Raw genomic sequence first — 13,076 nt, 5'->3', positions numbered from 1 at the left:
CTCAACCGGTCGTCGCACCTGTCGTCAGGTCGTAGACCGTGCTGCCGCCCACCGTCTGAGCTGTGAAGTTCTCCGCCACCCACTGCGCGATCTCGCCGGAGCCGCCGCGGCCCATGCCGCCGGAGACGTAGTACGTGATCTCGCCGCGGGCGACGTACTGCTGGAACTCCGCCAGCGTCGGTGCGGGGTCGCCGCCGTTGAAGCCGCCGATGGCGATCACCGCGGTGTCCGAGTTCAGCGCGAGGCCGGCCGCGGACTGGGAGCCGTTGGTCGCCGCGGACCACTTGGTGGTGGTCTGCCGGAGCAGCGCGATCAGTTCGGCCGACTCGACTCCTGCCCGGTCGCCGAAGCCCATCGAGTTGCCGGACGGCCCGGACGTCGGGATGGACCCGGTGTGCCCCTGGCTCGCGGTGACCACGGCGTACGCCCCTGGCGCGAGCAGCCCGGTGATCACCCCGGCGACGGCGAGCACGATTCCCGCGCGCCGGATCCGGTCCAGCCCGAACAGCAGCCCGGCCACCACCAGCGCGGTCAGCACCAGCAGCACCCACCTCAGCCACGGCTGCCAGGACGGCGTCCGCGCCAGCAGGATGAAGTCCCACACACCGGTCGCCGCGAGCATCAGCGCCAGCACGATCCGCGCGGCGAAGTTGTGCCGTCCGCGCCACAGTTCCACCGCGCCGATGCCGACCAGCCCGGCGATGCCCGGGGCGAGCGCCACCGTGTAGTACGGGTGGATCGTGCCGCTCATGAAGCTGAACACCAGCGCGGTGACGACCGTCCAGCCGCCCCACAGCAGCAGCGCGGCACGCGTCCGGTCCAGGCGCGGCGCGAACCGGGTGAACCACAGCCCGGCGGCCAGCGCGATCAGCGCGGCGGGCAGCAGCCACGAGATCTCCACCCCGAACGCGGCGCCGAACATGCGGAACAGGCCGGTCTCGCCGCCGAACATGGTGTTGCCGCCCATGCCGCCACCACCGCCACCGTTGCCGTCGCCGCCGAAGATGCGGCCGAGGCCGTTGTAGCCGAACGCCAGCTCCAGCGGCGTGTTGTCGGTGGACCCGCCGATGTAGGGCCGGGACTCGGTGGGCCACAGCGCGACGGCGACGATCCACCACCCGGTCGCGACGACGAGCGCGACCGCGGCGTAAACCAGCTGCAGCAGCCGCCTGCCCAGCCCGGTCGGCGCCGCGACCAGGTACACCAGCGCGAACGCGGGCAGCACCAGGAACGCCTGCAGCATCTTGGTGAGGAACCCGAAGCCGAGCGCGGCGCCGGCGAGCATCAGCCAGACGGTGCTCGCCCGGTCAAGCGCCCGGACGGTGCAGTACGCGCCGGCCACCATCAGCAGCACCAGCAGCGCGTCCGGGTTGTTGAACTTGAACATCAGCGCCGCGACCGGCGTCAGCGCGAGCGCCGCCCCGGCGATCAGCCCGGCCAGCGGACCCGACGTGCGCCGCACCGCGGCGTACAGCAGCGCCACCGAACCCACGCCGCACAACGCGTTGGGCAGCAGCATGCTGAAGCTGGAGAAGCCGAGCAGCCGCCCGGACAGCGCCATCAGCCACAGCGACGCGGGCGGTTTGTCGACGGTGATGACGTTGCCCGGGTCCAGCGACCCGAAGAACAGCGCCTCCCAGTTCTTCGTGCCCGCCTGCACGGCCATGGCGTAGAAGTCGTTGGCGTACCCGGACGCGCTCAGGTTCCACAGGTACAGCGCGGCGGTCGCGACCAGCAGGACGGCGACCGACGGCCGGACCCACGGCGGACGGCCCGCGGTCCGCGTTCGCGCCGCGGCGGGGACCGGCCCGAGGCGGGCCGGATCGGAGGAAACAGCCGCAGTCGACATGTCGAGTCGGTTCTCCTATCGGTTCTTTCGGAAGACCCAGTTGCGGAACAGCAGGAACCGCAGGACGGTCGCGGCCAGGTTGGCCAGCACGAGCACCACCAGCTCGGCGAACCGGCCCGGTTCGGCGCCGGCGTGCAGGAGCGCGAGTGATCCGCTGGTCAGCGCCAGCCCGAGCCCGAAGACGATCAGGCCCTCGAACTGGTGCCGCCCCGCGCCCTTCGACCCGCGCACGCCGAAGGTGAACCGCCGGTTGGCCGCGGTGTTGGCGACCGCGGTGACCAGCAACGCGATCAGGTTCGCGGCCTGCGCGCCGACGCCGGTGCGCAGAAGCACGTAGAGCACCAGGTAGGCCAGGGTGCTGCCGACGCCGATCGCGGCGAACCGGACGAGCTGCCTGGCCAGTTTCGGCGGGACGCCGGGTTCGGTGACGGCGATCGGGTGCCTCCCCAGCTGGGCGCGGATCTGGCTGATGGGCAGGGTGCCGCGGGCGAAGCCGCGGATCATCCTGGCGACGCCCTTGAGGTCCGCGGTGGCGGTGGCGACGATGTCGACCGACGAGTTCGGGTCGTCCACCCAGTCCACCGGCACCTCGTGGATGCGCAGGCCGGAGCGCTGCGCGAGGACGAGCAGCTCGGTGTCGAAGAACCAGCCGGTGTCCTCGACCAGCGGCAACAGCTCGCGGGCGACCTCGGCGCGGATCGCCTTGAAGCCGCACTGCGCGTCGGTGAACCGGGCGGCCAGCGCGCCGCGCAGGATCAGGTTGTAGCAGCGCGAGATGAACTCGCGCTTGGGCCCGCGCACCACCCGGGCGCCGCGGGCCAGCCGGGAGCCGATCGCCAGGTCGGAGTGCCCCGAGATGAGCGGCGCGACCAGTGGGAACAGCGCGGCGAGGTCGGTGGACAGGTCGACGTCCATGTAGGCCAGCACCTGGGCGTCGGAGGCGGACCAGACGGCGTTGAGCGCGCGGCCGCGGCCCTTCTGGTCCAGGTGGCGCACCTCGACCTCGGGCAGCTCGGCGGCGAGCGCCCGCGCGATCGACAGCGTCGAGTCGGTGCTCGCGTTGTCGGCGACGGTGATGCGGAACGGGTAGGGCAGCGCGTCGGAGAGGTAGGTGTGCAGGCGGCGCACGCAGGGCGCGAGGTCGGTCTCCTCGTTGTACACGGGGACGACGACGTCGAGGACCGGGGACGTGCTCCGTTGCGGGTCGGCCGGCCGAGGTGCGGGAGAGGCGTCGGCGGAGGTCGTCATGACACCGACGGTGGCCCGCCGCGTTGTGGCGATCATGTGCCCGAGCTGTGCGGAGCCTGTGAGCGGCTCCCGAACGGGCTACCTGGGAAAACACACCGTGAATTCGGTGTGACCCGGCTTGCTCTGGACGCCGACGCGGCCGCGGTGGGCGGCGACGACGGCGGCCACGATCGCCAGCCCGAGCCCGGTGCTGCCGGCCGCGCGGGACCGGGACGTGTCGCCGCGGGCAAACCGCTCGAACACGGTCGGCAGGACCTCCGGCGCGATGCCGGGTCCGTTGTCGGTCACCCGCAGCACGACCTCGTCGTCCTCGACGGACAGCTTGGTGGTGACCACCGTGTCCGGCGGGGTGTGGGTGCGGGCGTTGTTGAGCAGGTTGAGCACGACCTGGTGCAACTGGTCGGCGTCGCCGACGACGGTGATCGGGTCGGCAGGCACGTCCAACTGCCACCGGTGGTCCGGCCCGGCGACGTGCGCGTCGGACACCGCGTCGGCGACGATGCGGGACAAGTCGACCGGCTCGTAGACGCGGTGCCGCCCGGAGTCCAGGCGCGCGAGCAGCAGCAGGTCCTCGACCAGGGTGGTCATCCGGGCCGATTCGGACTCGACCCGGCCCATCGCGAACGCGATGTCCGGCGGTACCTGATCACCGCTGCGCCGGGCCAGCTCGGCGTACCCGCGGATGGCCGCGAGCGGCGTGCGCAGCTCGTGGCTCGCGTCGGCGACGAACTGGCGCACCCGGCTTTCGCTGGCCTGCCGCGCGTTCAGCGCCGCGCCGACGTGCCCGAGCATCTGGTTGAACGCCGCGCCGACCTTGCCGACCTCGGTGCGGGTGTCGGTGTCCACCGGCGGCACCCGGATCGACAACGCCACCTCACCGCGGTCGAGCTGCAGCTGGGACACCTTCGACGCGGTGTCCGCGAGCCGGTCCAGCGGGCGCATGGTGCGGCGGATGGTGATCGCGCCGAGCCCGCCCGCGATGAGCAGGCCGCCGAGCGCGACCCCGCCGAAGATGAAGCCGAGCCGCCACAGCGTCTCGTTCACCTCCGCCAGCGGCAGACCGGTGATCAGCAGCGCGCCGTCGTGCGCGCGCACCGACACGACCCGGTAGTCGCCCAGGTCGCCGAGGTCGACACTGCGCCGCTTGCCGTCGGCGGGCAGCGCGAGCAGGGTGCGCAGCTCCGCGGACGGCACCGGATCGCTGGGGAACGGGTTGTCCGAGGAAGTCGAACCCCCGCGCAGCACCCCGGCCCGCACGGCGCCGTCCGGGAAGACGACGACGGCCAGCGTGCCGATGCCCTGCCCGGGGACCCGGAGCGAGTCCGGCGGCGGCTGGTTGGGCGAGCCGTTCCAGGAGCCCGGCGGCGGCTGGCGGGTGCCGCGCTCGCTCGCGGCGGCCAGGCGGTCGTCGAGCTGGTGGTAGAGGAAGCTGCGCAGCGCGATCTCGGTGACCAGGCCGACGACCAGGCACACGAGCGCGAGCAGCGCGATGACCTGCGCGATCAGCTTGCCGCGCAGGGAGGAGGGCAGGAGCCGCCGCGGGCGGGCGTGCTCAGCCTGCCGGTTTGAGGACATACCCCGCGCCGCGCATGGTGTGGATCATCGGCTCCCTGCCCGCGTCGATCTTCTTCCGCAGGTAGGAAATGTAGAGCTCCACGATGTTGGCCTGTCCGCCGAAGTCGTAACTCCACACCCGGTCCAGGATCTGGGCCTTGGACAGCACCCGCTTCGGGTTGCGCATCAGGAAGCGGAGCAGCTCGAACTCGGTCGCGGTCAGCGAGATCGGGTCGCCGCCGCGGAACACCTCGCGGCTGTCCTCGTCCAGGGTCAGGTCGCCGACCGTCAGCGTCGAGCCCTCGTTGGCGGACACCACCCGCGAGCGGCGCAGCAGCGCACGCAGCCGCAGCACGACCTCTTCCAGGCTGAACGGCTTGGTCACGTAGTCGTCGCCGCCCGCGGTCAGCCCGGCGATGCGGTCCTCGACCGCGTCCCGCGCGGTGAGGAACAGCACGGGCAGGTGCGGCGCCTCGGCACGCAGCTTGCTCAGCACTTCCAGGCCGCTGAAGTCGGGCAGCATCACGTCGAGGACGACGGCGTCCGGGCGGAAGTCGCGAGCCACGCGGACCGCCTCGGTGCCGGTGCCCGCGCTGCGGGTCTCCCAGCCCTCCATGCGCAGGGCCATCGACACCAGCTCGGCCAGGGTCTCCTCGTCGTCGACCACGAGGACGCGCACCGCCGAGCCGTCTGGGTGCTTGAGATCGGCCTTGCCCGCACCGGACGTCGCGGCGTTCATGCTGGTCATGGTCCCATCTTCGACCGCTCCGGTGGGTCTTCCCTGTGACCCGTCTGTGTGTTCCCTGTGAGCGGTGGACGCGCACAGGGTCCGCCCACCTCGCACACAGCCTCCGCACAGCCGGGCCGCCGAACCTGTGGGGTGGCAGGGGCGGACCCTGCCGCGACCGAACGCGAAAGGGACACGATGAGCACGGAGCCGACGACCACCGAGGCACCTGCCGCCGCGTGGGGCGACCCGCAACCGCCCGCGCCGAAGTGGTCCGGCAGGAAGACCGCGATCGCCGCGGCCGTCGCGGTCGTCATCGCCGCCGTCGGCGGGGTCGCGATCTACGCGGGCACCTCGTCCGAGGCGAACCAGCAGGGCGGGATGGGTGGCTTCCCCGGCGGCGGACGCATGATGGGTGGCGCCGGCGGCACCGCGTCGATCCTGCGCGAGGCGCTGCACGGCGACTTCACGGTGTCGGCCGACGGCGGCTACGCCATCGAGCGGTTCCAGACCGGCGAGGTCAGCGCGCTGAGCGCCACCTCGATCACGGTCAAGAGCAAGGACGGCTACACCCAGACCTACGTGATCGACTCGTCGACGGAGAAGGCTGGCAACCTGGCCACCGGCTCGACGGTCACGGTGCTGGCGAAGGTCTCCGGCGACACCGCCACCGCCACGTCGGTCACCGACGGCTCGGCCCAGCAGGGCTTCCCTGGTGGACAGCAGGGCGGCTTCCCCGGTGGTCAGGGCGGGTTTCCGGGCGGCGGCAGCAGGCCGTCCAACTGATCCGGCAGGCGCTTCCGGGTCGTCCGGCGACCCGGAAGCGCCACTCGCCCGGATGTGGTCAATAACACACGAGTTTCGATAATCCCGGATCAGCGCAGGTCGAACTGGCCCGCCTTGACCCCTTCGAGGAAGGCCGCCCACTCGCCGGCGTCGAACACGAACACCGGGCTGCTCGCCAGCTTGGTGTCGCGGACCCCGACCAGCCCCGGCGCGGCCATGTTGACCTCCACGCAGTTCCCGCCGTTGGGCTCGCTGGCGAAGGACTTCTGCCACTTCGACTCGTCGAACAGGTGCGCCGCCGTCTGCGGGTCGTAATCCACCGGTCGCGGGTATTCCGGCATCAGTCCCTACCTCCGTGCCTGAGGTCCCGTCCCGCCGCGTGGCGAAGCGGGGCGATCCCTGGTCCTTTCGTTGGAACCACGTGGGTCCAGTCGGGTGATGCAAACTTTGACCACTCGACACTGGGATTATTCCAGGAGTAGGATTATTCCCGCCGGTCGGGTCGATCACAGACCCGCGTCGCGTGTTCTGGGGGAGGTCGACGGTGCTCGGAGTGGATGTCGCGGAGCGGCCCGCGGCCCCGTGCCGGCCGGACCCGTTCGTGGTCGTCGGCAAGGTCAACGGCCGGGACGAGGCCGCTCGCGTGGGCAGCCCGGCGGAAGCGCTTTCCCGGATGCTCGGCTGGCTCGCGGCGGACGCCGACGCCTCGGCGGTCTGGTACCTGCGCGAGGACTGGCCGGGCCCGGTCACCGTGATCGGCAGGCCGGCCCCCGGCACCGCGCGCGAGACCCGGCGCTGCGCGCACCTGTTCCCGCTCGAACCCGGCACGGTCCTGCGTGGCGCGCTGACCGCCGGCTGCGGCGCGCGCCTCCGGCTGCCGGAGATCGAATGGCTGCCCATCGGGGCCGGCATGCCGTGCGAGCACTGCCTCGCCACGGCGGGCGTCTGCCGGAATCCCCGGCCGCTACTGGAAGGGGGACGGAGATGACCGTCCGGATCCTGACCGACTCGACGGCTCCGCACCGGAGCGAGCCCGCGGTGCACACCCCCGGCCGTCGCCGGTGGACGCTGCTGCCGCGCTCGTTCCGGCGGCACTGGCACGCGTGGCGGCACAACGCGGAACTGGCGCTGCCCCGGCCCCGCGGCTGACGGCTACTGCCCGACCCTGACGGGGAACCGCTGGATGGTCGCGATCGTCGTGTCGGAGTCCCCCGGCACGACCAGGTCGACCGGGTTCCGCAGCTGAGGACTACCGTTCGCCGGAACGGTCAGCCGGGCGCCGGATATCGGTCGGCTGACACCCGGGCGGGTGCGGGACGAACGATTCAGCGCTTCCGGCCCACTCCGCACCACCCGATCGACATCGACGGGTTCGCCACGAAGTTCTGCGTCACCGGGGACGGCGCCTCGTCCAGCCGCCACTGCGGCAGCCACACCACGCCCGGCTCCACCATCTCGAAGTCGCCGAAGAACGACACGATCTCGTCGTGCCGCCGGGAGAACGCGGGCGTGCCGGACTTCTCGTACAACTCGAACGCCGCCCGGATGCTCGCCGCGTACTCCGCTGGCACGTCCAGGTCGTCGAACGTCGCGTGGGAAATCACCAGGTACGAGCCGACGGGCAGGGGCGCGCGGTAACGGGCCAGCATTTCGCCTGCCGGCTCGGCGTTCGGGATGAAGTGCAGCGCCGCGCAGAAGATCAACGCGATCGGCCGGGTCCGGTCGAGCACTCCGGCCCCCATCGCGGCCTGCCACACAGCGTCCGGATCGCGCTGGTCCGCGCGGACGATCGCGTGCCGCTCGGGGTCGCCCTCGCGCTCCAGCAGCAGCTGCCCGTGTGCGACGGCGACCTGTTCGCGATCCACGTACACGCACCGGCTGCGCGGGTCGAGCGCGTCGGCGATCCGGTGCACGGTGCCGACCGTCGGCCCGCCGGAGCCGACGTCGAGGAACTGGTCGATCCCGTTGCGCACGCAGTACCGCAGGACCCGTTCCAGGAACTCCAGGTTGGCGCGCGCGATCAGGGGCGCGAACGGGACCTCGGCCAGGACCTTGTCCCCGAGGACGCGGTCCATCGCCCAGTTCCCCGTGCCGCCCAGGTAGTAGTCGTACATCCGGACGGCGTTGGGACGGTCCAGGTCCACGTTGTCCTGATCCGGTTCAGCCACGCCCAGCCCCCAACAAGTTGATCTTGAACGAAGCCTAGGCTCCCATCGCGACGCGGTACTGATCGGCCATGTTCTTCAGGAACTCGCGCGTCTCCTGCCGTTCCAGCGCCGCGCCGCGCAGGCGGTCCCACGCGTCGACGAACAGCTGGAAGTCCTTCTGGTCGTCCAGGTAGATCCCGCCCGCCGAGTGTTCGATGTAGACGAAGTCCCGGGTGCGGTCGGGGAAGCGCATGATCGTGAAGTCGTTGGGCACCGCGGCCAGCCTGGCCCCAAACGGCAGCACGTGGATGTACACGCGCTGGCGCCGGTCCAGCTCCAGCAGGTGCTCGATCTGGTCCAGCATCACGGCGGGCGCCCGGCCGCCGGGCGCCCGGTGCAGCGCGGCCTCGCTGATGATGAACCGGTAGTACGGCGGCTGCGGCTGGTCGAAGACGGCCTTGCGGTCCAGCCGGTTGCGCACCAGCGACGTCACGTCGGTGGCGCCGAACTCGGTGAACTGCTTGAGCATGTAGTGCTCGGACTGCAGCGGGCCGGGGATGCGCTCGCCGTGCCACGTCATGATCTCGACGGCGGCCGGCTCGAGGTCGGTAAACGTCCGGAACCAGTGCGGCACGACGGACCGGTAGCCGGACCAGGCGCCCCGCTGCCCGGCCGCGGCGCGCGCCAGGCTCATGAGCGCCTCCGACTCGTCGCCGTTGATGCCGAACGCCTCCAGCATGGTGCGCACGTCGCCGAGCTTGACGCCCACCGCGCCGGACTCGATCTTGTTGACCTTGCCCTGCGTGCACCCGAGCACTTCGGCGACCTGCTGCTGGGTCATCTTCGCGGCCAGTCGCGCGTGCCGGAGCTCGTTGCCGAGTTGCTTGCGACGGGAAGTAACGGTGCTAGCCATTGCCTATTTCCGCGCCCTCACCCGCTCCACGGCACCTCGTCCCGCCTCGTCCCCTCGTAGTGGAACCCATGACCGTACTCCATGCCGCACCGTAGCGCGGCGATGACTGGATGGAGTTTGGCAGGAAAAGTGGTTGAACGCTAGTTACTCACGCGTTCACCTGCGGGAACAGGGCTTCGCGCTAGGGTGCGGAGAGAGCTTCGAGAGGGAAGGCTGCGCATGAGCAAGAAGGCGAGCATCGGCGTCACGGGCCTGGCCGTCATGGGCCGGAACCTGGCGCGCAACCTGGCGCGGCACGGGCACACCGTCGCCCTGCACAACCGCTCGGAACAGCGCACACGCGACCTGGTGGAGCAGTTCGGCGACGAAGGCGAATTCATCCCCACCTACTCCGCGCAGGAGTTCGTGAACGCGCTCGAACGGCCGCGCAAGCTGGTGATCATGGTCAAGGCCGGCGCCCCGACGGACGCGGTCATCGAGGAGTTCGCGCCGCTGCTGGAAGAGGGCGACGTGATCGTCGACGCGGGCAACGCGCACTTCGCCGACACCCGGCGGCGCGAGGCCGCCCTGCGCGAGCGCGGGCTGCACTTCGTCGGCACCGGCGTCTCCGGCGGCGAGGAGGGCGCGCTGCACGGGCCGAGCATCATGCCCGGCGGTTCGAAGGAGTCCTACGAGTCGCTCGGCCCGCTGTTCGAGAGCATCTCGGCCAAGGTCGACGGCGACCCGTGCTGCACCCACATCGGCCCGGACGGCGCCGGGCACTTCGTGAAGATGGTGCACAACGGCATCGAGTACTCCGACATGCAGCTGATCGCGGAGTCGTTCGACCTGCTGCGCGGCGCGCTCGGGTACGAGCCGGCACAGATCGCGGAGGTGTTCCGCACCTGGAACACCGGTCGGCTGGACTCGTACCTGATCGAGATCACCGCCGAGGTGCTGGCGCACACCGACGCCGCGACCGGCAAGCCGTTCGTCGACGTGGTCACCGACCAGGCCGAGCAGAAGGGCACCGGCCGCTGGACCGTGCAGATCGGCCTGGACCTCGGTGTGCCGATCAGCGGCATCGCGGAGGCGGTGTTCGCGCGGTCGCTGTCCGGCAGCGCGGACCTGCGCGCGGCCAGCCGCGGCCTGCCCGGCCCGTCGCGCGCCCCGCTGACCGGCGCGGCGGCGGAAACCTTCGCCGACGATGTCGAGCGCGCGCTGTACGCGTCGAAGATCGTCGCCTACGCGCAGGGCTTCAACCAGATCCAGGCGGGTGGCGCGGAGTACGGCTGGGACATCGACCTCGGCGCGCTGGCCGCGATCTGGCGCGGCGGCTGCATCATCCGGGCGAAGTTCCTGGACGACATCCGCTCCGCCTACGCGGCCGAGCCGGGCCTGCCGACGCTGCTCACGGCGGGCGACTTCCGCAAGGCCGTGGAGGACGCGCAGGACTCGTGGCGGTCGGTGATCTCCACCGCGGTCCGGCTGGGCATCCCGACGCCGGGCTTCTCGACCGCGCTGGCCTACTACGACGGCCTGCGCGCCGAGCGCCTCCCGGCCGCCCTGGTGCAGGGGCAGCGCGACTTCTTCGGCGCGCACACCTACCGCCGGGTCGACCGGGAGGGCTCGTTCCACACCCGCTGGGCCGAGGACGGCCGCCCCGAGGTCGGGGCATAGCTGGACGCGAAGCGTCGCCGTTGAGGATGGTGGCGGGAAGCGGCTGGCCATAGCCGGCGCGCGTGACGGGCGCCCGCGCGGCGCCCGTCACGCGTCCGGGAACATGCCCCGCAGCATCTCGCGGATCTGCCCCTCGACGGCGTCCTTCGTGATGCCGAGTTCGGTGAGCACCTCGTAGGCAGGCCCCTCGGCCTGGTCGAGCAGGGCGAGCAGCATGTGCTCGGTGCCGACGTAGTTGTGCCCCAGTCGGAGCGCTTCGCGCACGGTGAGCTGGATGACCTTGCGGCCGTCCTGGCTGAACGGGATGTGCGCGGGCAGCTCGCCGTCCACCGGCGGCGGGAGGGTCGCGTTGACCCGTTCGCCGACCGATTCCGGTGTGACGCCGAGGTTTTCCACCGCCTTCGCGGCGAGGCCGTCCCGCTCGCCGATCACGCCGATCAGGATGTGCGTGGTCTCGATCTGCTCGTTGCCGGCGCCGCGCGCCACCTTCTCGGCGTTCACGACCGCCCGGCGGGCGCGCTCGGTGAAGCGGCTGAACGCCTCCATGCCGGCGCCGGGGGAATCCTTCGGCACGAACCGCTTCTGCGCCGCCTGCTTGGAAACGCCCATGCTGGCGCCGATCTCCGTCCACGACGCGCCGCTCCGCCGTGCCTGGTCGACGAAGTGGCCGATCAGGTGGTCGGCCACGTCGCCGAGGTGCTCACCGAGGAGCACCGCGTCGGAGAGCTGCTGGAGGGGATCGGAGTCCGGGTGCTGCCGCTTGATGGCCTCGATCAAGTCGTCGAGGCGAACTGAACTGGTCATGCGTCAACCCTAGGTTGACGATGTTGGGTCGTCAACCCAAGGTTGACGTTTCCGCTTGAGGCGAACTGAGATCAACCGCCTCGTCGGCGCTTCCCGTCAATTTCTCTGGCGTGGCCGGGAGCGCACCGCGATTTCGACGCACGCGCGGAAAACACGTGGCGCCCCCTAGGCGAACGGCAGCCCCACGTAGTTCTCCGCCACGCTGGTCGCCGCGGCGCGGGAGGACGCCGTGTACCGCAGTTGCGACAGCTGGAGCCGCCGGGTGAAGTCGTCCGCCGAGGGGTCCACGTGCAGCATCGAGGTCATGTACCAGGAGAAGTGCTCGGCCCGCCACACGCGCCGCAGGCAGGTGTCCGAATAGGACTCCGCCAGCTCGCTCCGCTTGTGCTGCAACAGTTCCACCAGCGCGCGGGACAGCACGCGCACGTCGGCGACGGCCAGGTTCATGCCCTTCGCCCCGGTCGGCGGCACGATGTGCGCCGCGTCGCCGGCGAGGAAGAGCCGTCCGTACTGCATGGGCTCGGTGACGAAGCTGCGCATCGGCGTGATGCCCTTGTCCAGGATCGGCCCCTCACGCAACACGAAGTCGTGCGCGTTCGTGGTGAGCCGGACGTCCAACTCGGACCAGATGCGATCGTCGGACCAGTTCTCGATCTTCTCGTCGCTGGGCACCTGCAGGTAGAGCCGCGTGATCTCCGGCGAGCGCATGCTGTGCAGGGCGAACCCGCGCTCGTGGTGGGTGTAGATCAGCTCCTCGTGCGACGGCGGGGTCTGCGCCAGCACCCCCAGCCACGCGAACGGGTACTCGCGGTCGAAGGTCTTGACCTTGTCCGCGGGGATCGTCGGGCGGCTGACGCCGTGGAAGCCGTCGCACCCGGCGATCACGTCGCACGCCAGGGTCTGCGCCGCACCGTCGGCGTCCCGGTAGGTGATGCGCGGGTTGTCGGTGTCCACGTCGTGGAGTTCGACGTCGCTGACCTCGAAGTGGATCGGGTAGCCCTTGGCCTCGTGCGCGGCGATCAGGTCCTTGACGATCTCCTGCTGCCCGTACACCGTGATCGACTTGCCGGTCAGCTCGGTGAGCGCGATTCGGTGGTCCTGCCCGTCGAACCGCAGCGAAAACCCGTGGTGCGGCAGGCCTTCGGCGTCCAACCGCGTGCCGACGCCGATCTCCCGCAGCAGCTCGACCGTCGGGTGCTCGCAGACCCCGGCGCGCACCCGCTTCTCCACGTAGGCGCGGCTGCGCGTCTCGAGGACCACGGCGTCGACACCCTCGGCGTGCAGCAGGTACGACAAGAGCAGACCGGCCGGCCCGGCGCCGATGATCCCGACCTGTGTGCGCGTCACTGCGTCCTCCAAACTCCGCTGTTCCGGCACCCAGCATGCGGG

At 71.1% G+C, this 13,076-nt stretch carries 13 protein-coding genes; 4 read left to right on the top strand and 9 right to left on the bottom strand.

The window, feature by feature from the left end:
- Window position 1: 1 nt before the first annotated feature.
- The 4 genes from ABZ215_RS04700 to ABZ215_RS04685 all read right to left on the bottom strand — a co-directional run bounded on the left by ABZ215_RS04700 (window position 2) and on the right by ABZ215_RS04685 (window position 5,399).
- On the bottom strand, window positions 2-1,849 hold the full coding sequence (locus ABZ215_RS04700) for a glycosyltransferase family 39 protein (protein WP_354947747.1): 1,848 nt from the start codon (window positions 1,847-1,849) through the stop codon (window positions 2-4).
- A 15-nt stretch (window positions 1,850-1,864) separates the two neighbouring features.
- Complete coding sequence (locus ABZ215_RS04695) at window positions 1,865-3,097, bottom strand: bifunctional glycosyltransferase family 2/GtrA family protein (protein WP_027935902.1); 1,233 nt, start codon at window positions 3,095-3,097, stop codon at window positions 1,865-1,867.
- 78 nt (window positions 3,098-3,175) lie between these two features.
- A complete protein-coding gene (locus ABZ215_RS04690; protein ID WP_354947744.1) occupies window positions 3,176-4,672 on the bottom strand; it encodes an ATP-binding protein in 1,497 nt (498 codons plus the stop codon).
- On the bottom strand, window positions 4,650-5,399 hold the full coding sequence (locus ABZ215_RS04685) for a response regulator transcription factor (protein WP_272882129.1): 750 nt from the start codon (window positions 5,397-5,399) through the stop codon (window positions 4,650-4,652). The genes ABZ215_RS04690 and ABZ215_RS04685 overlap by 23 nt, the downstream gene beginning before the upstream one ends.
- 177 nt (window positions 5,400-5,576) lie before the next feature.
- Here ABZ215_RS04685 and ABZ215_RS04680 point away from each other — a divergent pair, with 177 nt between their 5' ends.
- Window positions 5,577-6,164 carry a hypothetical protein gene (locus ABZ215_RS04680; RefSeq protein ID WP_354947742.1) on the top strand — a complete coding sequence of 196 codons (588 nt, stop codon included), beginning with the start codon at window positions 5,577-5,579 and terminating at the stop codon, window positions 6,162-6,164.
- 89 nt (window positions 6,165-6,253) lie between these two features.
- Here ABZ215_RS04680 and ABZ215_RS04675 read toward each other — a convergent pair whose 3' ends face one another.
- Complete coding sequence (locus tag ABZ215_RS04675; RefSeq protein ID WP_020418254.1) at window positions 6,254-6,505, bottom strand: DUF397 domain-containing protein; 252 nt, start codon at window positions 6,503-6,505, stop codon at window positions 6,254-6,256.
- Window positions 6,506-6,708: 203 nt separating this feature from the next.
- On the opposite strand from ABZ215_RS04675, the gene ABZ215_RS04670 reads away from it, so the two are divergent.
- Both ABZ215_RS04670 and ABZ215_RS04665 read left to right on the top strand, forming a co-directional pair.
- On the top strand, window positions 6,709-7,152 hold the full coding sequence (locus ABZ215_RS04670; protein WP_354711682.1) for a hypothetical protein: 444 nt from the start codon (window positions 6,709-6,711) through the stop codon (window positions 7,150-7,152).
- The gene (locus ABZ215_RS04665; RefSeq protein WP_020418256.1) at window positions 7,149-7,313 is read left to right on the top strand and encodes a hypothetical protein; all 165 of its coding nucleotides are present in this window, start codon (window positions 7,149-7,151) and stop codon (window positions 7,311-7,313) included. Before ABZ215_RS04670 ends, ABZ215_RS04665 begins: the two co-directional genes overlap by 4 nt.
- Before the next feature lie 176 nt (window positions 7,314-7,489).
- On the opposite strand, the gene ABZ215_RS04660 is transcribed toward ABZ215_RS04665, so the two are convergent.
- On the bottom strand, window positions 7,490-8,332 hold the full coding sequence (locus ABZ215_RS04660; protein ID WP_354947740.1) for an SAM-dependent methyltransferase: 843 nt from the start codon (window positions 8,330-8,332) through the stop codon (window positions 7,490-7,492).
- A gap of 34 nt (window positions 8,333-8,366) precedes the next feature.
- The gene (locus tag ABZ215_RS04655) at window positions 8,367-9,224 is read right to left on the bottom strand and encodes a helix-turn-helix transcriptional regulator (RefSeq protein ID WP_027935906.1); all 858 of its coding nucleotides are present in this window, start codon (window positions 9,222-9,224) and stop codon (window positions 8,367-8,369) included.
- Between the two features lie 219 nt (window positions 9,225-9,443).
- Between ABZ215_RS04655 and gndA the strand changes: the two genes are divergently transcribed.
- Window positions 9,444-10,883: an NADP-dependent phosphogluconate dehydrogenase gene (gene gndA, locus ABZ215_RS04650; protein WP_020418259.1), complete on the top strand. Its 1,440-nt coding sequence runs from the start codon at window positions 9,444-9,446 to the stop codon at window positions 10,881-10,883.
- An 87-nt stretch (window positions 10,884-10,970) separates the two neighbouring features.
- On the opposite strand, the gene ABZ215_RS04645 is transcribed toward gndA, so the two are convergent.
- Together ABZ215_RS04645 and pobA are read right to left on the bottom strand one after the other, a co-directional pair.
- Complete coding sequence (locus ABZ215_RS04645; protein ID WP_020418260.1) at window positions 10,971-11,687, bottom strand: Clp protease N-terminal domain-containing protein; 717 nt, start codon at window positions 11,685-11,687, stop codon at window positions 10,971-10,973.
- Between the two features lie 165 nt (window positions 11,688-11,852).
- A complete protein-coding gene (gene pobA / locus ABZ215_RS04640) occupies window positions 11,853-13,034 on the bottom strand; it encodes a 4-hydroxybenzoate 3-monooxygenase (protein ID WP_354947737.1) in 1,182 nt (393 codons plus the stop codon).
- Window positions 13,035-13,076: the final 42 nt, after the last annotated feature.

It is taken from the genome of Amycolatopsis sp. NPDC006131, assembly GCF_040614175.1.
Taxonomy (GTDB): Bacteria; Actinomycetota; Actinomycetes; order Mycobacteriales; family Pseudonocardiaceae; genus Amycolatopsis_E; species Amycolatopsis_E tucumanensis.
The sequence above is the reverse complement of the archived record's forward strand: the minus strand, read 5'-3'. Positions and strand labels throughout refer to the sequence as shown.